The organism is Pseudonocardia sp., assembly GCF_029263155.1.
In the GTDB taxonomy this organism is placed as follows: domain Bacteria; phylum Actinomycetota; class Actinomycetes; order Mycobacteriales; family Pseudonocardiaceae; genus Pseudonocardia.
In genome coordinates, this window is record NZ_JAJCYB010000118.1 from 43,310 (window position 1) to 66,471 (window position 23,162).

Sequence of the window (23,162 nt, forward strand, 5' to 3'; positions counted from 1 at the left end):
TCACCACGGCGTAACGCGGGAACGGGAGGTGAGCCGGTGGCGCGCAGCCGACCTACCGGTGAGATCGAGGGAGACCCGAGCGACGGGGAATGGGAGTACCGCCCGCTGCAGCTTCCGGGGGACGTGTCCCGGATGACCGCAGCGGTGCGGCTGGCGATCCAGGCCGAGTTCGGCGGGTGGGAGCTCTCCCGCGTGCGGCTCTACCCCGGCGGCGTGCGCAAGGTGTGGTTGCGCAGGCGCCGCAGCACGCACATGCTCCCGGAGCTCTCGGTCTGAGGACCGCCGCTCACCCGAGGTTGCCGACCGCCTCCGCCAGCCGGGCGACGTAGTCCTCCAACCCCCAGGTCAGCGACAGCGCGGTCGGCGGACCGACCGACGCGACGAAGTCCTGCCCCACGACCTCGGCGACGGCGCCCGCGCGGACCTGCTCCATCAGCTGGGCCGGGGGCGAGGCCAGGAAGGTGTCGGAGAGCTCCGCGGAGTCCGCGTAGCTGACCAGGATGTCGCTGTCGAGCTCGCCGAGTCGCTCGTAGCTGAGGTCGTAGTAGAACGTCTCGTCGCCGTTCGCGAGCCGGTCCACGCTCTCGGCGTGCTCGAACCCGAGGTCGAGGGTGAACTGGACCCGGGGATCAGCCGGCTTGTAGACCGAGAACGTGCCGGCGTAGTCGAAGACGACGGCCACCGACCGGCCCTGGAACTCCGGGTGCGCCTGCGCCTGCGCGGCGATCTCCTCGTCGATCCCGGCGAGCAGCTCCTGCGCCCGGTCCGGGCGGCCCAGGGCGTTGCCGACGATCTGGATGGTCTCCCGCCACGGGGTCGCCCAGGGCTGCTCGGGGTAGGCGACGGTCGGGGCGATGTTGGACAGCAGCGCGTACTCGCTGTCGGTGATCCCGGAGTAGGGGGCCAGGATGACGTCGGGGTTCATCGCGGCGATCGCCTCGACCGGGGCGTCCTGGGCGTCGGGCAGCACCTCCGGCATCGGGGCACCCTGGCGCTCCAGCTCCTCGGCGATCCACGGCAGGACGCCCTGCTCGTCGCCGCCGTAGGCCTGGAACGGGATGGCCACCGGGACCACCCCGAGGGCGATCGCGGCGTCGGCGCTGCCCCACCCCCAGGCCACCACCCGGACCGGCTCCTGCGGGATCGTGGTCGAGCCGAAGGCGTGCTCGATGCTGACCGGGAAACCGGCCCCGGACGCCGCCTCCTCACCCCCGTCGGTGGCCGGACCGGAGCAGCCGGCCAGCAGGATCGCCGCCACCGCCCCACCGATGAGCCGACGACGGGTGAGGCCGCTGACGGCGTTCGGCGTGGATCGACAGGACATGGCCGACATTCATCACTCTCCGTGGCACAGAGATCGCCGTTGATCCCGACGATCTGGGTCACCACAGAGTGAACGGTGAATTTAGTTTAGGCAACCCTTGATTGGGTAACGCTAGCCTCACCACGAGGGGACGAGGACGACCTTGCCGGTCGTGCCGCGCGAGCCGAGCCGGCGCAGCGCCTCGACGGCGTCGGTGAGCGGGAGCTCGGCGCCCACCAGCGGGTCGATCGCGCGGCGCGCCCACAGCTCGTTCACCACCGCCTGCCACTCGTCGATCCTGGTCGGCGCCATGGTGCGGTAGAAACCCCAGTGCACGCCCACGACCTCGTAGTTCTTGACGAGCACGTGGTTGGTCGGCGCCTCGGCGATCCGCCCGCCTGCGAACCCGATGACCAGGATCCGCCCCTCGAACGCGACGACCCGCCGCGACAGGTCGAAGATGTCGCCGCCGACCGGGTCGAAGACCACGTCCACGCCGCGCCCGTCCGTGAGCTCCTTCACCCGCGCGACGACGTCCTCGCCGGTGTAGTCGATCACCTCGTCGGCGCCGAGCGTGCGCACCACCGCGCACTTCTCCGGCCCGCCCGCCGTGCCGACGACGCGCGCGCCCAGCGCCTTCCCGAGCTGCACCGCCGCGCTGCCGACGCCACCGGCCGCCGCGTGCACCAGCAGCGTCTCCCCCGTCCGCAGCCGCCCGCGGTGTGCGAGCGCGCACACCCCGGTCTGGTAGGTGACGAACAGCCCCGCCGCCTGTCCCGCCGTCATGCCGTCCGGCCAGGGGAAGGTGGACGCGGCGTCGAGCACGGCCAGCTCGGCGTACCCGCCGCGACCCATCGGCGGGGTGCCGAGCACGCGGTCGCCGACCGCGGCCCGTGCGCCGTCCCCGGCCGCGACGACCTCACCGGCGATCTCCAGGCCCGGGGTGAACGGCAGCGTCGGTTTCTCCTGGTAGCGGCCCTGGCAGACCAGGATGTCCGGGAAGTTGCACGCGACCGCGTGCACCCGCACGAGCACCTGCCCCGGCCCGGGTTCCGGGTCGGGCAGCTCGCCGAACTCCAGCACCTCGGACGGCTCGCCGAGTGCGCGGACCTGCCAGCCCCGCATCAGTGGTCCTCCCAGGACACCGCGGGCGGCGCCCCGGCACCCTTCGGCCCCGGTACCCCGCGGAACCCGTAGGGCGCGGGCTCCCGCCCCGGTTGCACGAACCAGCACTCCCCCGGCTCGCCGCGGTCGAGGACGTCGTCGATCGCCGCGGCCACGTCGTCCGCCGTGAGCAGGGGGAAGTCACCGAACTGCGCCTTCGCGTGGGCGATGAGCGGGGTGTCGGCGAACCCGGGGCAGACCGCGTTGACGCGGATGGCCTCGGCGGCCAGCAGCGGCGCCACCGACCGCACGTAGCCCACCACGGCGTGCTTGGTGAGCGTGTAGATCGGGTCGCCGGGCATCGGCAGCAGCCCGGCCAGCGACGCGGTGGCGACGATCGCGCCGCCCCCGGCGCGGCGCAGCGCGGGCACGGCCGCGGCCAGCCCGAACACCACGTGGTCGACGTTGACGCCCATGATCCTGCGGTACGCCTCGACGTCGAGGTCCGCGATCCCGGACTGTCCCGCCGTCATGCCCGCGTTGAGCAGCACGATGTCCAGGTGCCCGAACCGGCTCTCGGCGATCTCGGTGACCATCGGCATCGTGTCCGGGTCGGTGACGTCGCCGGGCAGCGCGAGCCCGCCGATCTCACCGGCCAGTGCGCGGGACCGCTCCTCGTCGCGGTCGACGACCGCGACGACCGCTCCGGCCGCGGCCAGTCGTCGCACCGCGGCCTCGCCGATCCCCGACGCCCCGCCCGTGACGAGCGCCGCTTTGCCGTTCAGGTCCATCAGATGCTCCGGAGGAAGGTGTCCAGCACGCGGGTACCGAACGTCAGCGCGTCGACGGGCACGCGCTCGTCGATGCCGTGGAACAGGGACGCGAAGTCGAGGTCGGGCGGCAGCCGCAGGGGCGCGAAGCCGAAACACCGCATGCCGAGCTGGGCGAAGTGCTTGGAGTCGGTGCCACCGGAGAGCATGTAGGGCACCGTGGCGGCGGTGGGGTCCTGGGTACGCAGCGCCGCGGCCATCGCCTCCACCAGCGGCCCCTCGAACGGGGTCTCCACCGGCGGCAGGTCGGTGACCCACTCCCGGGTGACGTCCGGCCCGAGCAGCTCGTCGACCTCGCGCAGGAACGCCTCCTGGCGCCCCGGCAGCACCCGGCAGTCGACGACCGCCTCGGCCGAGGACGGGATGACGTTGGCCTTGTACCCGGCGGAGAGCATCGTGGGATTGGCGGTGTCGCGGATCGTGGCCCCGACGATCCGCGCCAGCGGCCCGAGCTTGGCCAGCGAGCCCTCCAGGTCGTCCTCGGGGAACTCCAGCCCGGTGAGCTCGGACATCTGCTCCAGGAAGGCACGCACCGTGTCGGTGAGCGTGAGCGGGAAGGTGTGGTTGCCCAGCCGCGCGACGGCCTCGGCCACCTTGGTGACGGCGTTGTCCTCGTGCAGGAACGAGCCGTGCCCCGGCTTGCCGCGCGCCCGCAGCCGCATCCAGGCGATGCCCTTCTCGGCCGACTCGATGAGGTAGACCCGCTTGTCCTCAGCCAGGGTGAGCGAGAACCCGCCGACCTCCCCGACCGCCTCGGTGCACCCGGCGAACAGGTCCGGCCGGTTCTCGACCAGCCACCCGGCTCCGTACTTGCCGCCCGCCTCCTCGTCGGCGACGAACGCGAACACGATGTCGCGCGGCGGCACCACCCCGTCGCGCTTGAACCGCCGCGCCACGGCGAGCGTCATCGCCACCATGTCCTTCATGTCGACGGCCCCGCGCCCCCACACGTAGCCGTCCCGCACCGCGCCGGAGAACGGGTGCACCGACCATTCCGACGGGTCGGCAGGCACGACATCGAGATGACCATGGACGAGCAGCGCCCCCCGCGAGGGGTCGGCGCCCTTGAGCCGGCAGAACACGTTGTCGCGCCGCGGGGCACCGGACTCGACCGTCTCGATCTCGTAGCCGACCTCCACGAGCTTGGCCGCGACGTACTCCGCCGCCTCCCGCTCGCCGGTGACGGTGGCGGGGTCGCCGGTGTTGGTGGTGTCGATCCGGATGAGCTCGGAGCAGAGCTCGACGACCTCGGCCTCAGCTGTGTCGGTGCGGGTCACGCGGCCTTCCTACCACCGACCCCCGAGGACGACCGGCCCCGGACCGGTCGGCTATCCTCCTGACCGAAGCGCAGCCCCGGCTGCGCTCGGTCCGAGTGGCGGAATGGCAGACGCGCTAGCTTGAGGTGCTAGTGCCCCAAAAGGGCGTGGGGGTTCAAGTCCCCCCTCGGACACCACGCAGTTGCATCCCTGCAACACCCGACGTACCTGTGCTCAAGCGCACTTGAGCACCTCCCGTCCGCATCCGCCACATCCTGCCGTGCCTCCTGCCGGAGGTCGAGGTGGTGACATCGACCATCGTCCCCGCCCTGCCCTCGACCCGGTTGCGCAGCCCAGGCGGAGTCCCGGGGCGCGGGTCGGGCGCCGTCCGACCGATACCGATCCCTGTGCTGCCCTGCCCGACTGCTTGTGAAGCGGAGTACGGCCTCGCGACACTCGACCAGTACGGCCGCCTCGCCGACCGCACCGTGCTCCGCGCCCTGCACTGGGGTCCCGGCCACCCGCTCGCCCTGACCCTGGTCTCCGGCTCCGTCCTCGTCGTCGCCCGCGACGACGCGACGGCCCGCGTCGGCAACGACGGCTACCTCCGCCTCCCGGTCGGCGTGCGCCGAGCCTGTCGCCTCATGCCCGGCGACCGGGTGCTCCTCGTCGCCGACCCGTCCGCCGGCCGGCTCCTTCTGCACCCACCCGCCGCGCTGGGCGCGCTGCTCGATGCCCACCACGCAGCCATCCTGAGCGGAGCCACGCCATGACCACGGCGCAGCCACACCCCGCCGCAGACCACGCCAGGCGCGCCGAGCTCGACGCCGCCCGGTTGCTGCTCGACCGCATGGGCATCACCCCCGCCGACCTGCTCACCACGCCCCGCCCCCGAGCCACGGTCCCGACGTTCGCCCAGTACGTCCCCCGTGTCCGCGACGCGGTCGGCGACGGCACCCGCCGGGTGTACGGCTCGTACTGGAACCGCGTCGTCGACCGCTGGCCCGACCACCGCCTCGACGAGATCACCCCCACCGACATCAAGCAGCTCGTCGAGCACACCAAGACCCACGTCGTGGCCCGCCGCAACAACCGCGGCGGGCGCAGCGCCGCCGAACACCTCATCGCCGCGCTGCGCTGCCTCTACCGCCACGCCGAGGACGACGGTCTGATCGACCCGGCGGACAACCCCGCCCGGAAGGTGCCGAAGCCCCGCCGGCTGCCCAGCACCCGCCAGGCCGTCCCGGACGCCCGCCTGGCCGAGATCCACCACGCTGCGGCGACCACCGGGGACGACCCCGCCCTCGACACCCTCCTGCTGCGCCTGCACATCGAGACCGCCTGCCGCCGCGGCGGCGCCCTCGCCCTACGCCCTCAGGATCTCGACTCCACCCAATGCCTGATCTTCCTGCGGGAGAAGGCCGGCACCGTCCGCTGGCAACCGGTGTCCCCCACCCTCATGACTCACCTGCGCCAGCACATCGAGCAGCGTGGATCGGGCCCCCACGACCAACTGCTGCGCTACGCATCGGGCCGTCCGATCACCCGACGCCGCTACGACCACCTGTGGACGCGCATCGGCGAGGCGCTGCCCTGGGTAGCCGCCCAGCAGATCTCCACCCACTGGCTGCGGCATACCACCCTCACCTGGGTCGAGCGGAACTGCGGTTTCGCCGTCGCCCACGCCTACGCCGGCCACACCGACGGCGCCGGCGACGGCTCGTCCACCGCCACCTACGTGCGGGCCACCGTCCAGGAGGTCGCTGCCGCGCTCGCCGCGCTCACCGACGAACCCCACCCACTTGCATGAGCCCCCGCCGACGGTGCTGGAGACGGCGTCGAGCCGGTCCAGACGACTCGCCCGAAGGCGCCCGGGCAGGAACCGCCGTCATCGCCGCAGCGCGCCGTCCTGGGCGCGTAGATTCCCAGCGTGTGTTGCGCGTACGGGTGACTGGAGCATGCGCCGCAGTGATGCGGCCATCGTCGTGTCCGCTGCCCGATCACCCTAGCTCCACAGGGATGCTCATCTACACGATTAGGGCAGTTCTGCTACCTCCGCGAGGTTCCTGGATGGCGATCTGCTTAACTTCTGAACGTGACCGAGTATGACGCGCAGGTGTCGGAGTGGGCCGAGGCCAAGGTGGTGGAGCTGCGTGCGTTGGGGATAGCCCGGCTTCTACAGCAGACCGTCGGCCGGTCGTGGCGACGCAACGCCGACGGCTACGACCCGAACGCCGGAGACACCCCGAGGTCGCTCGGGGTGACGCAGTCGGAGAACCTGCGAGAACTGATGCTGCGCGAGTACCACGATCACCAGGAGCTGTGGAGGACACGCGGGGTCACGGTGTCGGCGCCGGAGCAGTCGCTGCTGGTGAACGCGGCCGGGCTGGCGCTGCACCCAATGAAGGCGCGCACGAACTCCGAGCAGGACCCACAGTGGGACGCGATGCGCTGGTCGGAGCGCAGCCTCGTGCGTCGCACCGCCGCCCGCGAGAACCGGGCCGCCTACGTGCCCGCGTTCGCCACGCCCTTCCCGGGGATGGAGACGATGGGGCAGCACCCGGACGTGCTCGGTCACACCATGGTCGTCTACCGCGGGGATCTCGCGACCGGGCGGACCGCGGGCTGGTTCGCGGTTCCCAGCGCTGACGAGGCCGGACAGGAGGGCAACCACCCATGGATGGCGGTCACCGCGCTGTGGCGCGACGAGGGCGAAGTCGGCCGGGGAGCCCGACCCGAGGGTGGCAACCCGACCTCGCCGACGCGGTTCGACACCCGGCCCGCCCCCGAGGCGCCGGTGACGCTGAAGCCGGTCCGGCGCCCGTCGGCGAGCTGATGGGCCTCGAGAGCGACGCCCAGCGAGCCGCGCGGCGACGGCGGGCCGCCGGCGTTGTCGCCGACTTCGACGGCGACCGGCTCAGCCTCGCCCGGCGTCTGGCCAGGACCACCCGGGCCGAGCTGGCTCGGCGCCTCGAGCTCAGCCCCGCGGCCATCTCCCAGTTCGAGCGCGGCCAATCCCGCCCTACTGCGCCCGTGGCCGCCGAGCTCGGGCTAGCCCTCGGGGTTTCGGGCGAGTTCTTCCGCCGCAACCACCCCGTGCCAACGCTGCCCGGGCACGCCGCACATTTCCGATCGCTGCGCTCGACCCCGGCGCTCTCGCGGGACCAAGCCCTCGCCTTCGGCGAGCTCGCGCTCGGGGTCGCTGAGGTCGTCGAGACCTACGTCGACCTCCCGGCGGTCGACCTGCCCTGGGTGGCGCTGCCCGCCGACCCCGGCCACGACGACGTGGCCGCGGCCGCGCGGCACACGCGCGAGAAGCTGGGCGTGCCGCCGGGCCCGGTCGCGCACGTCGCCCGGCTGCTCGAAGCCTGCGGGGTGCTGGTGCTGCGGCTACCCGAGGACTTCGTCGACCCCCGCGTCGACGCCTTCTCCACTCAGGCCGGTCACCGGCCGCTGGTGCTGTTGTCGCCATTGAAGAACGACCTCGTTCGCAGCCGCTTCGACGCCAGCCATGAACTCGGGCACCTGGTCATGCACCACGACGTCGAGCCCGGTTCGAAGATTGTCGAGGGTCAGGCCCAGGGGTTTGCCGCGGAGTTCCTGATGCCGGCCGAGCAGGTTGCGCCCGATCTGCCCTCGCGCTACGACCTCGAGCGCCTCATCCTGGCCAAGCGCAAGTGGGGTACCAGTGTGCGCGCTCTGGTGTATCGGGCCCACGCCCTCGGGATCATGTCCCCGATGGTCTACCGGCGTGCCAACCAGGACTTAGCGCAACGCGGAAACCCCGAGATCGCCTCGCTCGGCCCGCCCGAGGCGCCAAGCGTGCTCGGCGCCTCCGCCGACCTTCTCGAGCGCACCGGCATCCACCTGAACACCATCGCGCAGGACAACAATCTGCCGGTCGAACAGCTGCGAGCGGTCATCGCCGCCGGCTCCGACACCCGCCCGACCGTTCGTGCCGCAGCAGCCACGACCGCGCCTCGATCGTGGTCGCATCGAGTCTAGGCCGAGTGGACACCCAGCTAGCTCGCTGCGAGGAGGTGCCGGGCGACGGTGGCGTGCAGCCAGTCCGCCATCCGCTGCTCGGTCCAGCCGCACTCGTGCACCAGCGCGTGGTGCGTGCCGGGTCTATGAGCAGCCAGAGCAGGTCGGCGGCGGTATCCGGCCGGCTGATCGGCGCGCTGCGGCGGGACCAGGAGGTCGACGACCCGGCGAGCGGCGTCGGCCCGCCGCTCCTGGAAGTGCTCGTACAGAGCGGGGACCTGGTCGTCGCCCGACGCGGTGGCCGTGTCAACCTCATCTGGCCCCAGGGTGACGGCTTGATCTGGCCCCACCTGCTGCTCGGGAGGGGTTGAGCTGTCGTCCTCGTCCGCCGCGGGGTTGAGCGGGGGCGTTCTCCAGAACCTGGGCCTGGCGGCGGCGATAGGCGGCTTGGCGGCAGGCCGGCGAGCAGAACCGTTGGCTGCTGCCTCGGGCGGGGGTCGAGTACAGCCCTTCGACGCTCAGGATGGTGGTCCGACCGCAGCATTGGCATTGCAGCCCGGTCCGCTCAAGTCCGTCACTGTTGGGGGGTAGGGGGAAAGCGTCACGCATTCCGGCCTCGTTGCCCGCGGGCGTGCGCAAGGCGGTAGCTGCTGGTCCCGGTCTCGATGATGTTCCCGCCGAAGGTCAGGCGGTCCACGATGGCGGCGCAGAGCCGTGGGTCGGTGAAGGTTTTGGTCCAGCCACTGAAGCTGTCGTTGCTGGCGATCGCGACTGCGGTCTTCTCCTCGCGTTCGGTCAGGACCTGGAAGAGCAACTCGGCGCCGCGGCGGTCGAGTTCCATATAGCCCAGCTCGTCGAGGCAGAGCAGCTCGACCCGGCCGTAGCGGGCGATGGTCCGCGACAGCTGGCGTTCGTCGGCGGCTTCGACGAGCTCGTTCACCAGCTTCGCCGCGAGGACATAGCGGACCTTATGACCGGTCTGGGCTGCGGCGGTCCCGAGCCCGATGAGCAGGTGGCTCTTGCCGGTGCCGCTGTCGCCGATCAAGCACAAGGACTGGCCTTTGCTGACCCAGCCGCAGCCGGCCAGGGTGTTGATGGTGGCGGGGTTGATCGCGGGGTTCGCGGCGAAGTCGAAGTCCGCGAGGCTCTTGGGCCGGGGGAAGCCGGCTTCGGCGACCCGGCGGGCGGCGCGGCGTTGTTCACGGTCGTCGCACTCGGCGAGCAGCAGTTCGGACAGGAACGCCCGGTAGGACAGGTGCTCACGTCCGGCGGCGTCGGCGAACTCGCCGTAGCGGTCCCGCAACGTCGGTAGGCGCAGCAGCCGGGTGGCGCTGTCGATCGCGGCGTCGATGGCCTGCTCGCTGGGTTGCCGGCCGGTGCTGTTCGGGCGTCGGGTCGCGCCGGTTGTGCTGGTGGTCGTCGTGCTTGTGGTGGCGGTCATGCGTCCCTCGTTCCGGTGAGCAGGCTGTCGTAGACCGCGACCGACGGTGGCGGTCGCAGATCGAGCGGGAGCTGGTCGGTCATCTCGGCCAGCCGGCGGGCCTGCAGGCTGACCACCACCGGATCGGTCGTTGCGGGGGCGGCGTGCTGCTGGGCGTGCTTGCGGGTCTCCAGAGCGACCACATCGGGGCTGACCGCGCCGACTCCCAGCGCGGCGGTGATGCCGGCGACGACGTCAGCGTGGGTGTGGTGGCGGTGCAGCAGCAGGACCTCGACCAGGGCGCGGGTGCCGCCGCCGTCACCGTGGGCCTTGCGAGCCGCGGCCCAGAACGCCTCATGCGCGGCGGTGAACGTCCCGGCGGCCCTGGCCTGGACCAGCGCGGTCGCGCCGCGCAGCGCACCGGGCTTACGGACCAGCACTTCCAGCTAGTGGTCGAGCACCAGCGTCTCGCTGCCCCGCACCCTCGCCCGTTCGTGGCGGGCGACCTCGGTGCGGCCGCTGAACAGCACCAGTTCCGAGGCATGCAGGACGCCCCGGATCTGATGGCCGATCAGCCGGGCCGGGACCGAGTAGAAGCACTGCCGGACGGTGACCCGGGAGTACCGGTCGACCCGCGGGGTCAACGCCAGACCGGTCTCGAACAGCTCGCTCGACAACGGCCGCAGCAAGGTCGCCTCGAACGCGAAGTGCTGCCCGACGCTCATCGTGCGGTTGCTGATCCGGCGGGCATCATCGGCCAGGTCGTAGCCGATCAGCAGCGCGTTGAGCTCGGCCACTGTGTCGACCTTGGGGACCGGGACCAGGTGGTTGCGGCGGAACCGGCCGCCCTCACCCTCCACCCCGCCCTTCTCGTGGGCGCCCTCGACGCCGGGACGGCAGTAGAACGACTCGAAGCCATGTTCTCTGAACTTGATCTTCAGAGGCTCGTTGCGGGCGTGTGCGTTCAGCCGCTCGTGGTGATCGGCGGGATACCGAGGTCGACGGTCGCCGGGCGGGCGCGGCGGTCGATCTGGGCGAGTTTGTCCTGAGCGCCGGCGAGGCTGACCTGCAGGCCCTCGACCTCGCCGAGCCATCCCTCGCGTCGGGCTTCGGCGATGCGGGCGGTGAGGTTGTCGTGGATCTCGACCAGCCGCTGGCGTTGGGTGGGGTCGGGCCAGAGCATCGGGCAGCGGATGCAGGCGTGTTCGTGGATGCAGGGGGTGGCGAACGCGCGTCCGCAGGTTCCGGTGGAGACCTTGCGGCGTTCGAAGTGGCCGAGGAACTCGGTCCACTCCTCGTCGGTGGGGACGCGGTATTCCTCGCCGGGGCGCAGGGCGCGGCGGCGGGCGAGCAGCGCGAGGTGGGCCGCGATGGCTTCCTCGGGGTAGATCGCCTTGTAGCCGAGGGTGACGTTGATGTCCTGGTGGCCGGCGATGAGCTGGGCGATGTGCGGTGGTAGCCCGGCGAGGATGGCGTCGGTGATGAACAGGCGCCGGAAGTCGTGCGGGGTGAAGCGCAGCGGCCCGCCGGTGGCCGGGTCGATCAGCCCGGTGTGGGCCAGGGCGGCGGTGAGCATGTCGCGGATCACCTGGGCGGTGATCGGGCGGTGTTCGAAGCCGTAGCGGCGCTGGAACAGCAGCGGCATCGGCGGTGACCAGGCGCGTTCGCCGCTGTCGTAGGCGGCGATCAGCGGGATCGCGCCGGTGTGGTCGCGGACCCGGGAGATGATCGCGGAGAGCACGTCGGCGAGCTCGGGGCTGACCAGCAGCAGCCGTTCGGTGTCGGTCTTGGACGGGGTGATCTGCAGCAGCGGGACGACCTCGCCGGTGCTGGGCAGCCGGTATTGGACCAGGCTGTGGTGGGTCAGCTCGGTGAGTTCCTCGATCCGGACGCCGGTGGCGCGTAGCACCTCGACTGCGGCGAACGCCCAGAACGCGTACTCCTCCTCGCGGTGCAGGTCCCGGCGTTGGCCGGTGACAGGGTCCTCGGCCCAGACCTTCGTGGGGGCCGACCGGGCCGGGGCGACCCGCCGCAGGGTCTGACCGGCGGCGGTGAACGACTCGTCGGGCGCGGTGGCGATGGCCGCGGCGAGCAGCGCAGCGGCGTCGCGGCGGCGTCGATCGACGCAACCGACCAGGACCGGCAGCACGGGTAGCCGTTCCCGGGTCCGGGCGTCCATCCGGGACTTGCGGTGCCGTTTGTCCTTGCGCCGGTTGATCTCCTCGCTGCCGACCGGACAGCGCAGGACCCAGGGTCCCCAGCGGGCCGGGTCCTCGACCGCCCAGTGGGCCAGATCCAGGTAGAACGCCCGCACCGGGGTGAGGCACTCGCGGTAGTTGATCCGCGCCGTGCGGGTCTGGACCCGACGACCGTCCGGGCCGCGGGTGGTCGTGGTGACCGTGCGCAGCCGCTGCTTCCAGCCCTCGGCGACATCGGCGGGCAGGGCCAGGCTGTCGATGCCGGGATGGTGGCGTTCCAGGTCCGCCCAGAACAGCTTGCCCAGGTAGTTGGCGAGAGACTCGAGGCTGTTGTAGTCCAGGGCGGGTTGGCGTTCGCGCAGGTAGTCCACCAGCAGCTCGCGGATCGGGCCGCAGACCAGCCGGTAGCGGTCGATCATCTCCTCGGGGCGCAGCTGGCCCCGGGTCCGCAGCTCGCGCAGCGTGGCCGGCGCGTCGTCGCCGAGCACCCCCATGGTGTGCAGCACCCGGTAGAACAGATGCGTGGCGCCGACCGCGGTGCCGTGCGCGGCCGCCTCGACCTCCAGCAGCTCGACCACGTCACCGGTGGTGATCTCGGCCAGCGTGCCTCCCTTGGCCGCCAGGATCAGCGCGGCCCGGTAGGCGGTGCGGGTCGCCGCCGCCGGGGAGATGTCCGGGTCGGCGCAACACAACGCCCGCAACCGGGCGAACCCGTCGGCATCGCGGCACCGGGCCAACATGTTGACCAGCGAGCTGCTGTGGAATCGGGCGACGACCAGCCAGCCCGGTGAGGGCCGGATCAGGTCCGCGGCGATCGTGGCCTGCAGCGCCTTGAAGAACGCGTCGTGGTGCCAGCGGGCGTGGTGGCCGCGCTCGCGCAGCCAGGCGATCGGGACCTCCCGCCAGGTCCGGCCCGCGGTGTCGACGCCGCTGGCCAGCCACCGGTCCTGCCAGGTCGCCCCCGGCTGGGCCCCCAGCCAGTCCAGCAGCAGCCCCAGCCCGCGCCCGTAGGCGCCCGGATGCCGCCCGCGCGCGCCGCGTTCGACGAACGGTGGCCCGGTCAGCCGCTCCCAGACCGTTGCGCGCTCCGCGCCGGTCACCGCCCAGCCCGAGCCCGCCGTTCGGGCGAGGAGCCCGGCGGTCACCGGCAGCGGCAGCGTCGTCGACGTCGACGGGGCCGAGGCCGGGACCCGTTCGGCGAGCACCGGCGCCGTCACGGTCAGGCTCATCACCCACCACCGCCGAAGAGGACCTGCAGCGTCTCGGGTCGGTAGCCCGGTGCAGGGGCGGGTCGGGCTCGTTCGGCGGCTCGGCGGGTCTGCTCGTCGTGGTGGGCAAGCACCCGACGGATCACTTCCTCCTTGCGTGGGGTCAGGTAGATCTGGGTGGTCGAGAGCTGGGCGTGTCCCAGGACGAACTGGACGTCGGTCAACGGCAGGGCGGGGTCCTCGGCCATCCGGTAGGCCGCGGTGTGTCGCAGCGCGTGCAACGTCACCGCCCCCGGCCCAGCGCCGATCCCAGCGCCGATCCCAGCGGCGGTCCCCGCCCCGCCCGCCGTGCCGTGAGCGCGGGTGACGGCGCGCTCGAACATGCGGTGCGCCGCGTGATAGGTCAGCGGCCGCGGCGGGCGGCGCGAGGTCCACCACAGCGGCTGATGGCGCCCGATCGGGATCGCTCCCTCCATCTCCAGCTGGTAGAGCCGCAACCACACGAACGCGTCGCTGGACGCGGGCAGCAGCGCCACCTCGCGGCTGCCCTTGCGGATCACCGAGACCGTCTGCCGGCCCGGGTCGACATCGCGCTGTGTCACCGACAACAGCTCCGATGCCCGGGCCCCGGTCGAGACGTAGAACGCGACCAACGCCCGGTCCCGGTGCGATGAGAGCCGGGCGAAGATCTCGTTGAACTCCGCGTCCGGGACGCTGCGCGGCAGCCGCGCCGGCACCGCCGGCCGGTAGCGCCCCGAGCGCTGGTCACGGAACGGCTCCATCGGGTTGTGATGGGCATGCGCTCGCCGGCCCCGCCGCGAGCGGTCCAGCGGGAACGGGTTGACGATCGGCCCGCTGCCCGCGTCGAGGTGGAACTCGTAGAAGCCGCGCAGCACCGTCTCGTTGTGCGCGCGCACCGACGCCGCATACGGTCGCCGGCCGCGCGCAGCCACCGTCGCGCCGCCGGTGTCCGTGCTCGCCGACCCGTCGCGGCGGCGCCAGTGCGGTCGCGGCGGCTTGCCCGCGATCTGCAGCCAACGGCAGAAATCACGGGCCTCGACCCGCGTCGCACGCTCCCAACCGACCCCGAGCGCCCACAAGAACCGCAACCACCGCAACAGGTCCAGCCCGTAGGAGCGGGCCGTGGCCGGTGACCGACCCGCCGCCTGCAAGTCCCGCAGGAACGCCGAGACCGCCTCCACCTCGTGGCCGTCGGCGTCGAGGAGCCGGAACGGCTCCCACTCATCACCGGTGGCGCTCAGCCGCCCGACCTGGGGCACCACCAACGCGGCGAGGTCCGTGGACTCCTGCATGGCTGCCTCAACGACCGACCTCCCAAATGGTCACTGAGCTGCGGAAACGTCGCCAGTAGTTCAGTCAACGGGTAGTGGGACCGGAACGCCACCCAGCGGGTCGATTCGGTGCGGGTCCGGCCGAACAACACCCGCGACACCGCGGCCTTGAGGTTGTCGTAGCGGATGTGGAACATCGGGGTCCCGCCGAACACCTCGAACGCCGCCTAGTGGCCCTCCAGGAACGCCTCCTGACCCTGGGTGGCGTAGGCGCGGTGCACCGCCTTGCCCGAGAACGACAGCCGCATGGTGAACAAGAAGACCTTCGTCCGGACCCCGGCCAGATCGATCCACAGATCCGCGAAGTCGACCTCACCCTCGGCGCCGGGCTCGTGGGTCTGTGGCACGAACGCGTCCTCGACACCCTTGCCCGCGGCAGCCCAGATCTCGGGCCGGCGCTTCGCGACGTAGTCCCGCACCGCCGAGTACGTCAGGTCGTTCAGCTCGTGCTCATCGACGAGCCGCGCCAGGACCCGGCGGGCGGTGTGGCGCTGCTTGCGCGGCGCGGTCAGGTCCTCAGTCAGCATCGCGTCGATCAGGGCCTTCGCCGGAGCCAGCTTCGGCGCCACCCGCACCGGGGTCTTGCGCTCGGGCGGGACCGCGTTCGCCAGGGCCTGCCGGACCGTCCGCCGATGCACCCCGTACTTGTCCGACAGAGCCCGCACCGACAACTGCTCGATCCGGTCGTCGCGACGTATCGCCTCGAACAACTCCACCTTCGACCTCGCCACTTCCGCCCCTCCCGAACACCGCCAGCAACACGGCGAGCCTTCGGGGTGGGGCCAGATCAGACCGTCATAACGGGTGCCCGGCGTGTCGGAGGTGGGGCCAAATCAGGCCGTCACGGTGGGGCCAAATCAGACTGACAGGGCCAACGCGGCGCGTAAGGCGGGGCGGGGCCGATCGGCCCTGGCCCCGATCTCCAGGCACCGTCGTGAGCAGGGTTTCGTGACTGCAGCGGTCGAGCGCGGCCGCCGGGCTCCCGTGCATGCATCAACCCTTGCGAGGCTCGACCAGTGGACTGCGGCCGCCCTCCCCGACGGCAGGGGCAAGCGGGTGCGGCTCGCCACACAGCGCGGCGAGCGCGGCAGCGACCTCGGTGATGTCCGCGCGCACATAGGTCGAGGTGACGCCGACGTCCCGGCTGCCGTTGTGCCCCGCGTAGGCCCGAGCGACCGCGTAGCCGGCGTTCCGTTCCACCCACGTCAAGGTCGTGTGCCGCAACCAGTGCGTGGAGACCTGCTGCGTCCGCACCCAAGCAAGATGCAGCCCCAGCCGCTGCCACAGGTGATCGTATCGGCGGGCACTGATCGGACGTCCCGACCGGTAGCGAAGGAGCGGACCGTCAACAGAGCCACCACGCTCGGCGTTGTGCTCGCGCAGCCGACGCATCAACGTGGGCGAGACCGGCTGCCAGCGGACGGTCTCCCCCTTCTCCCGCAGCCGGATCAGGCACTGCTCGACATCGAGATCCGACCGCCGCAGGGCCAGTGCCCCACCGCGCCGGGCCGCGGTCTCGGTGTGCAGCCGGAGCAGCAACATGTCCAGGTCCGGATCGTTGCCGGTCGATCCCGCGACGTCGTTGATCTCGGCGAGCCGCGCGTCGGGAAGGGCACGGCGCGTGCTCGCCAGCCTCCTCGGCTTCGCGACCGCCGTTGCCGGATTCCGCTCAGCGCGGATCAGGCCGTCCGCGACCGCATGGCGGTAGAGGCAGCGCAGTGCCCCGATCAGGTGCTCGGCCGCCGTCCTGCCACCGCGTGAGTTGCGACGGACCACGGCCTCCGACTTGATCTGCTCGGCAAGCTCTTGGATCTCGGTGGGTGTCGGCTCGTCGAGCCGTCGATGACCCCACATCTCGGATACGCGGCGCCAGTAGGTCCCGTACACCCGGTGCGCTCCGGGCGACACGGCCACCGCGACCAGGTCGACGTACTCGGCAATCGTCGGCATGCGCGTCGAGCGATGGGAGCCACCTTCGCCCAGCAGCTCCTCAGGCGAGATACCCAGCTGGTCGAGCAGCGCACGGACTGTGTCGAGCCGGTTCGCAGTCACCAGCGACCTCCGGCACGCGTGCCGAGCACGGACAACTCCGCGAGTACCATCCGCTCGACGGCTGCGGCCGTGCAGATGACGAGCGTGCCGGTGCCCGTCCAGGCCACGATGAGCAGACGTGCGCCGGCCTCGATTCGGCACCGCCGCCGGACGGCGAGCGGTATCTGGAGATGCCCCTGGCTCGTGATCGACGACGTGCTGCCGTCCGCCGTGACCACGACCACGGCGTTGCTCTGAACGTCGAACCGGGTCACGGTCTGCCGGGACCATCCCAGGTGTCGAAGCGGCGAGCGATCCGCGATCCGACCTGCCCGATCGGGCGTCGTGGTCACGCAGAGCGGCGGCTCCCGGGCAGGCAGCCGATTCGACTCAGGGATCCGCTGCAGCCTCACCGGTACGTCACCGCCAGGCTCGCCGCCATTCAACTCGTGCGGCACTCGCCGGGCACCGACCTCGGGTGCTCGGTGCTGCATGCTGCCTCCTCAGGACCGATCTGCGACAAAGGCTCGCGGCGGCGGTGACCTGTTCCGTTGTCAGCGTGCTGCTGTGGCGTGGTCATGGCGAGCCGTGCGGCCCGCGCGGCCTGTGAAGATCACAAACCGCCGACCTGTCGGGGGCGGTCGCGCGGGAGTGCTGACCTGGGGGCTCCCACCGGTGAGCGGCCCGGAGCGGGGTCGTACCGGCGACTGCGCCGATGCGTGACCACGACAGACCGGCGAACCGTGCCGCCTGTACGGCGGCCTCGAGTCGTTCCTCGACGTCGGCGAGCTGCCTGGCGAGGTCGTGGACGGCGAGTTCGGGCAGGACGCGGTCGAGGTGGCGCTCCCACTCGGCGAATGCGGCGGTGCCGGTCTCCCAGCCGTCGACGCCGTCGGGGGCGCTGCCGGTGCGGCTGGGCCATTCGCTGCGCGGGTAAAACTCCATGCCCCGCCAGCCGCACTCGCACGCCGAGCGCCAGCCGATCACCTCGGAGGCGGTGCGGGCCGAGGAACTGGCGGTCTCGGTGCCGTCGAGCAGGACCGATACCGGGTAGCCGGTGTGGTCGTAGGCTGGCGCGTACCCGGTGTCGTGGACCCATGCCATGCCGCTTCACCCTTCCGCGCGCTGCGCCCCTGATTGCGGCCTCGATGCAGGATCCGGTGACGGGTCGGCGGCAGCGTGGTCGATCCGTTGTCGGCCCGACCACGGATCGACCACCGGATTGCCGCGCTCGGTTGCACCGAGAGGACCTGGACCAGCGCAAGTGCGGGATCGAAGGCGACGCTGCTCAACAACCCTTGGTGCTCGCGGCCGGGCAGCCCGGTCAGGTGCGCTGAGGCGCCGCCGGACCTCCTCGCCGATCGACCCGAACAGGGCGAGTGGCGTACCGGGGAATCGGGGTCGACGACGCGGACGCCCTCGTCGGTCCGGATGCGGCACAGCGCCCGCCCGTCGCGGTGCGACCAGGCAGGCACCGGACCGTCGGCGACCTTCCAGTAGCCGGGAGCCCGAGCCCGAACTGCCCGTCGACAAACCGGACAGCAGAAGTTCTCCACCAGCTGCCAGCGCCGCTCCTCACGCGCGGCCCGGCCGGCGATCACCACGCGGCGGATCGTCACCGAAGCCTCCTCGAACGACGGGTGACCACCTTGGCGCTCGCGGGTGGCTGAGCCGTGGTCGATACGTGGTCGCACGCACGCGGCCGCGGCGTGACCACGCAACGACCACGCATCCGCAGCACCACGTTCGGACGCTTCCTCCTCAATGACGAAGGGAGGTGCTCCGATGACGGCAGCTGCAGAGACGCCCCGGGCGTGGGCGACACGCCACGAGTCACGTTCGGAACGGCGGACCCGGCTGTCGGTCGCGGGCGTCGCGGGCGGGGTCGGCGCGACCACCGTCGCGACCGCGATCGGCGCCGCCGACCGCGGCGTGTACGTCGGTCGTGCGGTGGACGTGCTGGTGTGCCGAGCCACCGGCGACTCCCTGATCCGCGCCGGACGCGCCGCCCAACTCGTCGCCGCCGCGACCGGCCGCAAGCCGGTACTGGCGATCACGGCAGCCGACGCGTCGGGCCCGAGCCGCCCGGTGACCGCGCGGCTACGCCTGCTGGAGCCACACGCGGCCGCGGTCATCGTGCTGCCGTTCGTCCGCCGCTGGCGCGAGCTCGCCGTCCCGCTCGACGAGGTCCGCGGCCTGCTCGCCGTGCCACGCACCGAGCTGCCCCGCAGCCTGCGCCGCTACGCCGACGCCGCCCACGACCTGCGCGCCGCGCTGGACACCCGCTCCCCGGCCGCGGCCCGCCCGATCCCCGGGCGGGCCGCCCACACCTCGACACTCAGGAGAACCCCATGAACCTCGCCAGCGTGCCCAACCCCGCACCCGTGGCGCCGCCGGGACTCGGTGAGCTCGCCGGCGAGCTGCTCGGCTGGCTCAAGTGGGGAGTGATCGTCGCCGGGGTGCTCGGGATCTTCATCTGCGCGCTGATGCTGATCATCGGGCGGCGCAACCGGTCGGCCACCGCCTACGAGGGCCTCGTCGGGTCGGCCTGGGTGATCGGCGGCCTCGCGCTCGCATCGGTCGCCGCACTGTTGGTCGGGGCGTTCCAGATATGAGCCGCCTCCGCCCCTCCCTGTGCCTGGCCGCGGTCCTCACCGCGACGCTCGGCTGCGCGACCGCACCACCAGCCTCCGACGTCGCCCCGGACCTGGTGGTGCTGGTGGCCGTGCCGGGCGGGGTCGCCGCATCGTCGCAGCGGTACGGCCCGTTCCACGAGTTCGACGGCCGGGCGATCGGGTTTAGCCACGACGAGCTGGGGGCCGCCCTCGCTGCTACCCACATCGGACCGCGCGTCACCGCGGCCGCCGATACCCCCGTCGTGGAAGCAACGCTGGAGCAGCAGTGCTGGGGCGAGGTCGCAGCCGCCCGGGAGCGTCTGGCAACGACGCTGCCCCGCCCGGACACAGCCGTACACGAAGACCTCACCCCGAGCACCATGTACTTCCGGGTGATCGCCGGGGACGCCGGCGGCGACCACGTCGTGGTGTCCTTGCTGGCCGACACCGCGCAGTCCCGGACGATGGGCGGCTACTCCCGCGTGGATGCCGCCCTGCGCTGGGTCGGCGACGACTGGCAGCTGCGTGTACCCGTCCGACGCCCGAACCTGCATCCGGACACCACCGGCTACCGGCTGCTGGGGCCGACGCCATGACCGCGCTCGCACAGCCCGCCCAGGAATGCGGCACGTTCGACCTGGGCTGCCAGACCGGGCAGGCCATCGGATCGGCGTTCCAGGGCATCGTGGCCGAGGTCGCCCGCGGCGCCGCGGAGCTGGTCGTGACCACCGCGACGTGGTGGGTCGAGACCGACAGCATCGATCCCCGCGACCCTGCCGTCGCCGCCGCGCAGGACGCCACCCGCGAGCTGATCCTGATCATCCTCGTCGGGTCGGTGCTGGTGCAGTCGATCCGGATCATCCTCTCCCGCAAGGGCGAGCCGCTGGTCATGGTCGCGACCGGGCTCATCCGCTTCGCGGTGGTGTCCGCCCTCGGTCTCGTGGCCCTGGAGATCGCGTTGCGCGCGGGGGACGCCTTGGCGAGCCAGCTTCTTGACGGCGCCGCGAGCAACTTCGCGCTGCTGATGGAAGACGTCCTCGTCGACGGGGATGCCACGTTCCTGGTGCTGCTGGTGTCGCTGATCGCCGCGGTGCTCTCGCTCGTGCAGTGGGTGCTGATGGCAATGCGCCAGGCCGGGCTGCTGGTGCTGGCCGCGATGCTCCCGCTGGCCGCGTCCGGGTCGCTGACCCGCTCCACACGGGGCTGGCTGGACAAGATCATGGTGTGGCTGCTCGCCATGGTCGCCTACAAGCCCGCGGCCGCGTTCATCTACTACATCGGGTTCTCCTACCTGTCCTCCCCGAACGCCGCCCACGCCGGGAACGCCGGCACCATGATCACCGGGATCATGGTGCTGCTGCTCGCGGTGATCGCGATGCCGGTGCTGCTGAAGTTCTTCGCCTGGTCCGGCACCCAGATCGGCGGCGGCAGTGGCGGCGGTTCGGGGTTCCTCGGCGCCGCAGGCGCGGTCGCCATGTCGCAGGGCTACGGGCGCGGCGCAGTCGACCGGGCCGCCGCGATGGAGAACGGCGGGCCCGGCTCCTATGCAACGTTCGGGGGCTCCCCGACCCCGGCCGGCGCCGCGCCCGTAGCGGCCACCGGAGGGTCGACAGCAGCCGGGACCGGCGCTGCTACCGGCGCCGGTGCAGTGGGGGGTGCGGCGGCGGCCGGCGTCGTCGGGGCAGCGGCCGTGCGCGCGGCAGCCGGCGGGATGACCGGGCCACCCGAAGGCGGTGACCCCGGATGAGCGTCGACAACCCGCCCGGCCCGGACAGCGGGCCTCGGTTGTACGGCAACTGGCGTGCCGAGCGCGGCTGGGGCATCGGATCGCTGTCGACCGCGGCGACGATCGCCCTGTTCCTGGCCGTGCTGGCCCCGCTGCTCGCGGTGTCCGCGTTCCCGTCAGCGACCCTCCCGCTGCTGGGCGCTTCGATGATCGTCGTCGCCGGGGTGGTGGTCCGGGTCGGCGGGGTCAGCGCCACCGACGTCGTCCTGCGCCGAGCCGGGTTCCACCGCGCCCAGGCGGCCGGGTGGACCGAGCTGTCCGCCGGGGTGCTCACCGAGCACCCGCGCGCGGCGGACCTGCCCGGGGTGCTGGCGCCGCTGCACCCGCTCGACGTCGACGACGGGCGCGGCGCCCGCCACGCCCTGCTGTGGCACCGCCGGACCGGAACTCTGACGGCGGTCCTGCGCTGCTCCCCGATCGGGCTCGACCTCGCCGACCCCGACCGCGCCGACGCCTGGGTCGCCGCCTGGGGTGCGCTGCTGGCCGACCTGGGCTACCTACCGCTGACCCGCCACATCGCGGTCACCATCGACACCGCCCCGGCCGGTGGGACCACGGTGCGCGACCACATCGCCCGCGCGCTCGACCCGGCCGCGCCCGCGCTGGCCCGACGGATCGTCGACGAGCTGGCCGAGCTCACCCCGGCCAGCACCGCCGACATCGACGCCCGGGTCGCGATCTGCCTCGACCCCGCCCGCGCCACACCGCGGCCCACCGACCTGCTCGCCGCGGCGGTCGAGGTCGGCCGCCGCCTGCCCGCGATCGAGAACAACCTGGCCGCGTGCGGCGTCGCGATCCTCGGCCGCGCCAGCACCGGCTGGCTCACCGGCCGCATCCGCGCCGCGTTCGACCCGCACCTGCGCCCCGACATCGCCCGCCTCGACGAGTCCGACTCGGTCCTCGCCTGGCGCGACGCCGGCCCGGTCGCCGCCCGGGAGCGCTGGGACAGCTACCGCCACGAGGGGGGGCTGTCGGTGACCTGGGCGCTGCGGGAGGCCCCCCGCCAGGCCGTCGGCGCGGGTGTGCTTGCCCCGCTGCTGGCGCCCGGTCCGTTCCCGCGCCGCACGACGTGGCTGTATCAGCCCTACCCGGCCGAGCAGGCCGCGGCGAAGGTCGAGAACGAGGTCACCTCCGGGCAGGTCCGCCGCGCCTGGGCGGAACGCACCCGCCGCGACGAGACCCAACGCGATCGCGACGACCGTGCCCGTGCGCTGCAGTCCGCCCGCGAGGAAGCCCAGGGCGCCGGCGTCGGCCGGTTCACCCTCTACGTCACCACGACCGTCCTGCACGACGACGACCTGCCCGCCGCGGTCGCCGACGTCGAGCAACGCGCTGGCCAGTCGAAGCTGCGGCTGCGCCGCCTGCGCGGCGCCCAGGCCGCCGGGTTCGCGGCCGCCCTCGGCGTCGGGATCGACCCGGCCGAGTTGCTCACCCACCGCCGCGGACGTTGATCGGAGAACCGCATGAACAGCACAGATCCGGTGCCGCGCTCGTGGGGATGGGCCGTCCCCGGTGGCGGCCGCGCCGGACACGTCGAAGCCGGGAACCGGTTCGCCGGCACCACCAGCCAGATCTGCGGCCTGTTCCCCTTCGCCACCCCGTCGGGCTGCGACGTACGCGGAGTGCCGATCGGACGCCACCTGCACACCGCCGAACCGATCGGGCTCGACCCCGCGCACTGGCTGCGCTCCGGCCTGGTGTCCAACACCGGCGTGTGGGTGCAGGGCCAACCCGGGATCGGGAAGTCCTCGATCACCAAACGCATGCTCGCCGGCCTCGTGGCGTTCGGGATGCGCGCGGTCATCCCCGGCGACGTCAAGGGCGAGTACACCCCGCTCGTCACGGCGCTGGGCGGCTCGGTGTGGCACCTCGGCCGGGGTCTGCAGGCACTCAACCCGCTCGATGCAGGCCCACTGCGCGCGGCGCTGCTGACGGCGCCGGCCGCGGACCGCACCCGGCTGCTGGAAACCCTGCGGGCGCGGCGACTGACCCTGCTCGAAGCGTTGATCACCATAGTCCGGCGCGACGAACCCGACGTGACCGAACGGCGTCTGCTCGGAGCGGCGCTGGACCTC

The 23,162-nt window shown here is 72.4% G+C and carries 21 protein-coding genes, 1 tRNA gene and 3 pseudogenes; 12 read left to right on the forward strand and 13 right to left on the reverse strand.

What is annotated here, in order from left to right; genetic code table 11:
- The first annotated feature begins 36 nt into the window (after window positions 1-36).
- Window positions 37-276, forward strand: a complete 240-nt coding sequence (locus Q1K26_RS24590; RefSeq protein ID WP_300017721.1) for a DUF5703 family protein — start codon at window positions 37-39, stop codon at window positions 274-276.
- Between the two features lie 10 nt (window positions 277-286).
- Here the strand turns inward: Q1K26_RS24590 and Q1K26_RS24595 are convergent, their stop codons facing one another.
- From Q1K26_RS24595 to Q1K26_RS24610, 4 genes are all read right to left on the reverse strand, one after another.
- On the reverse strand, window positions 287-1,333 hold the full coding sequence (locus Q1K26_RS24595) for an iron-siderophore ABC transporter substrate-binding protein (RefSeq protein WP_300017724.1): 1,047 nt from the start codon (window positions 1,331-1,333) through the stop codon (window positions 287-289).
- A gap of 108 nt (window positions 1,334-1,441) precedes the next feature.
- Window positions 1,442-2,428, reverse strand: a complete 987-nt coding sequence (locus tag Q1K26_RS24600) for an NADPH:quinone oxidoreductase family protein (protein WP_300017727.1) — start codon at window positions 2,426-2,428, stop codon at window positions 1,442-1,444.
- Complete coding sequence (locus Q1K26_RS24605) at window positions 2,428-3,198, reverse strand: SDR family NAD(P)-dependent oxidoreductase (RefSeq protein WP_300017730.1); 771 nt, start codon at window positions 3,196-3,198, stop codon at window positions 2,428-2,430. The genes Q1K26_RS24600 and Q1K26_RS24605 overlap by 1 nt, the downstream gene beginning before the upstream one ends.
- A complete protein-coding gene (locus tag Q1K26_RS24610) occupies window positions 3,198-4,514 on the reverse strand; it encodes a M20/M25/M40 family metallo-hydrolase (protein ID WP_300017733.1) in 1,317 nt (438 codons plus the stop codon). Before Q1K26_RS24610 ends, Q1K26_RS24605 begins: the two co-directional genes overlap by 1 nt.
- A gap of 89 nt (window positions 4,515-4,603) precedes the next feature.
- On the opposite strand from Q1K26_RS24610, the gene Q1K26_RS24615 reads away from it, so the two are divergent.
- The 5 genes from Q1K26_RS24615 (at window position 4,604) to Q1K26_RS24635 (ending at window position 8,498) form a co-directional block, all read left to right on the forward strand.
- Window positions 4,604-4,690 (forward strand) — tRNA-Leu (locus Q1K26_RS24615).
- 210 nt (window positions 4,691-4,900) lie between these two features.
- Window positions 4,901-5,266: an AbrB/MazE/SpoVT family DNA-binding domain-containing protein gene (locus Q1K26_RS24620; protein WP_300017736.1), complete on the forward strand. Its 366-nt coding sequence runs from the start codon at window positions 4,901-4,903 to the stop codon at window positions 5,264-5,266.
- Entirely contained in the window at window positions 5,263-6,303 is a 1,041-nt protein-coding gene (locus Q1K26_RS24625; protein WP_300017739.1) for a site-specific integrase, read from the forward strand. The genes Q1K26_RS24620 and Q1K26_RS24625 overlap by 4 nt, the downstream gene beginning before the upstream one ends.
- Before the next feature lie 285 nt (window positions 6,304-6,588).
- Window positions 6,589-7,329 carry a hypothetical protein gene (locus Q1K26_RS24630; protein WP_300017742.1) on the forward strand — a complete coding sequence of 247 codons (741 nt, stop codon included), beginning with the start codon at window positions 6,589-6,591 and terminating at the stop codon, window positions 7,327-7,329.
- The gene (locus Q1K26_RS24635) at window positions 7,329-8,498 is read left to right on the forward strand and encodes an XRE family transcriptional regulator (protein ID WP_300017745.1); all 1,170 of its coding nucleotides are present in this window, start codon (window positions 7,329-7,331) and stop codon (window positions 8,496-8,498) included. Before Q1K26_RS24630 ends, Q1K26_RS24635 begins: the two co-directional genes overlap by 1 nt.
- Before the next feature lie 17 nt (window positions 8,499-8,515).
- Here the strand turns inward: Q1K26_RS24635 and Q1K26_RS24640 are convergent, their stop codons facing one another.
- The 9 genes and pseudogenes from Q1K26_RS24640 to Q1K26_RS24680 form a co-directional block, all read right to left on the reverse strand.
- Window positions 8,516-8,827, reverse strand: coding sequence for a hypothetical protein (locus tag Q1K26_RS24640; protein WP_300017748.1), 312 nt, complete (start codon window positions 8,825-8,827; stop codon window positions 8,516-8,518).
- Window positions 8,828-9,078: 251 nt separating this feature from the next.
- A complete protein-coding gene (gene istB, locus Q1K26_RS24645) occupies window positions 9,079-9,918 on the reverse strand; it encodes an IS21-like element helper ATPase IstB (RefSeq protein ID WP_300017751.1) in 840 nt (279 codons plus the stop codon).
- A pseudogene (locus Q1K26_RS24650) lies at window positions 9,915-10,832 on the reverse strand (IS21 family transposase); the annotation flags it as partial. The gene istB and the pseudogene Q1K26_RS24650, both read right to left, overlap by 4 nt.
- A gap of 29 nt (window positions 10,833-10,861) precedes the next feature.
- Window positions 10,862-13,324 (reverse strand): site-specific integrase, encoded by a 2,463-nt coding sequence (locus tag Q1K26_RS24655; protein ID WP_300017754.1) that lies wholly within the window; start codon window positions 13,322-13,324, stop codon window positions 10,862-10,864.
- Window positions 13,324-14,616 carry a tyrosine-type recombinase/integrase gene (locus Q1K26_RS24660; RefSeq protein WP_300017757.1) on the reverse strand — a complete coding sequence of 431 codons (1,293 nt, stop codon included), beginning with the start codon at window positions 14,614-14,616 and terminating at the stop codon, window positions 13,324-13,326. The genes Q1K26_RS24655 and Q1K26_RS24660 overlap by 1 nt, the downstream gene beginning before the upstream one ends.
- Window positions 14,617-14,687: 71 nt before the next feature.
- Window positions 14,688-15,386 (reverse strand): annotated as a pseudogene (istA, locus tag Q1K26_RS24665) (IS21 family transposase); the annotation flags it as partial.
- A 262-nt stretch (window positions 15,387-15,648) separates the two neighbouring features.
- A complete protein-coding gene (locus tag Q1K26_RS24670) occupies window positions 15,649-16,707 on the reverse strand; it encodes a site-specific integrase (protein ID WP_300017760.1) in 1,059 nt (352 codons plus the stop codon).
- On the reverse strand, window positions 16,704-16,961 hold the full coding sequence (locus tag Q1K26_RS24675; protein ID WP_300017764.1) for a hypothetical protein: 258 nt from the start codon (window positions 16,959-16,961) through the stop codon (window positions 16,704-16,706). The genes Q1K26_RS24670 and Q1K26_RS24675 overlap by 4 nt, the downstream gene beginning before the upstream one ends.
- Before the next feature lie 301 nt (window positions 16,962-17,262).
- A complete protein-coding gene (locus Q1K26_RS24680; protein ID WP_300017767.1) occupies window positions 17,263-17,790 on the reverse strand; it encodes a hypothetical protein in 528 nt (175 codons plus the stop codon).
- 681 nt (window positions 17,791-18,471) lie between these two features.
- Here Q1K26_RS24680 and Q1K26_RS24685 point away from each other — a divergent pair.
- The 6 genes and pseudogenes from Q1K26_RS24685 to Q1K26_RS24710 all read left to right on the forward strand — a co-directional run.
- On the forward strand, window positions 18,472-19,041 hold the full coding sequence (locus Q1K26_RS24685) for a hypothetical protein (RefSeq protein ID WP_300017770.1): 570 nt from the start codon (window positions 18,472-18,474) through the stop codon (window positions 19,039-19,041).
- Entirely contained in the window at window positions 19,038-19,301 is a 264-nt protein-coding gene (locus Q1K26_RS24690; RefSeq protein WP_085913773.1) for a hypothetical protein, read from the forward strand. Before Q1K26_RS24685 ends, Q1K26_RS24690 begins: the two co-directional genes overlap by 4 nt.
- Window positions 19,298-19,897: a hypothetical protein gene (locus Q1K26_RS24695; RefSeq protein WP_300017773.1), complete on the forward strand. Its 600-nt coding sequence runs from the start codon at window positions 19,298-19,300 to the stop codon at window positions 19,895-19,897. The genes Q1K26_RS24690 and Q1K26_RS24695 overlap by 4 nt, the downstream gene beginning before the upstream one ends.
- Window positions 19,894-21,048 carry a hypothetical protein gene (locus Q1K26_RS24700; protein WP_300017776.1) on the forward strand — a complete coding sequence of 385 codons (1,155 nt, stop codon included), beginning with the start codon at window positions 19,894-19,896 and terminating at the stop codon, window positions 21,046-21,048. The genes Q1K26_RS24695 and Q1K26_RS24700 overlap by 4 nt, the downstream gene beginning before the upstream one ends.
- Window positions 21,045-22,538: an SCO6880 family protein gene (locus Q1K26_RS24705; RefSeq protein WP_300017778.1), complete on the forward strand. Its 1,494-nt coding sequence runs from the start codon at window positions 21,045-21,047 to the stop codon at window positions 22,536-22,538. The genes Q1K26_RS24700 and Q1K26_RS24705 overlap by 4 nt, the downstream gene beginning before the upstream one ends.
- Window positions 22,539-22,550: 12 nt before the next feature.
- Window positions 22,551-23,162 (forward strand): annotated as a pseudogene (locus Q1K26_RS24710) (hypothetical protein); the annotation flags it as partial.

Bases quoted from the DNA above. Each gene is read 5' to 3' on its own strand.
- Q1K26_RS24595 (WP_300017724.1), bottom strand. From the start codon at position 1,333: ATGTCGGCCATGTCCTGTCGATCCACGCCGAACGCCGTCAGCGGCCTC.
- Q1K26_RS24600 (WP_300017727.1), bottom strand. From the start codon at position 2,428: ATGCGGGGCTGGCAGGTCCGCGCACTCGGCGAGCCGTCCGAGGTGCTG.
- Q1K26_RS24605 (WP_300017730.1), bottom strand. From the start codon at position 3,198: ATGGACCTGAACGGCAAAGCGGCGCTCGTCACGGGCGGGGCGTCGGGG.
- Q1K26_RS24625 (WP_300017739.1), top strand. From the start codon at position 5,263: ATGACCACGGCGCAGCCACACCCCGCCGCAGACCACGCCAGGCGCGCC.
- Q1K26_RS24635 (WP_300017745.1), top strand. From the start codon at position 7,329: ATGGGCCTCGAGAGCGACGCCCAGCGAGCCGCGCGGCGACGGCGGGCC.
- istB (WP_300017751.1), bottom strand. From the start codon at position 9,918: ATGACCGCCACCACAAGCACGACGACCACCAGCACAACCGGCGCGACC.
- Q1K26_RS24655 (WP_300017754.1), bottom strand. From the start codon at position 13,324: ATGAGCCTGACCGTGACGGCGCCGGTGCTCGCCGAACGGGTCCCGGCC.
- Q1K26_RS24660 (WP_300017757.1), bottom strand. From the start codon at position 14,616: ATGCAGGAGTCCACGGACCTCGCCGCGTTGGTGGTGCCCCAGGTCGGG.
- Q1K26_RS24680 (WP_300017767.1), bottom strand. From the start codon at position 17,790: ATGGCATGGGTCCACGACACCGGGTACGCGCCAGCCTACGACCACACC.
- Q1K26_RS24685 (WP_300017770.1), top strand. From the start codon at position 18,472: ATGACGGCAGCTGCAGAGACGCCCCGGGCGTGGGCGACACGCCACGAG.
- Q1K26_RS24690 (WP_085913773.1), top strand. From the start codon at position 19,038: ATGAACCTCGCCAGCGTGCCCAACCCCGCACCCGTGGCGCCGCCGGGA.
- Q1K26_RS24695 (WP_300017773.1), top strand. From the start codon at position 19,298: ATGAGCCGCCTCCGCCCCTCCCTGTGCCTGGCCGCGGTCCTCACCGCG.
- Q1K26_RS24700 (WP_300017776.1), top strand. From the start codon at position 19,894: ATGACCGCGCTCGCACAGCCCGCCCAGGAATGCGGCACGTTCGACCTG.
- Q1K26_RS24705 (WP_300017778.1), top strand. From the start codon at position 21,045: ATGAGCGTCGACAACCCGCCCGGCCCGGACAGCGGGCCTCGGTTGTAC.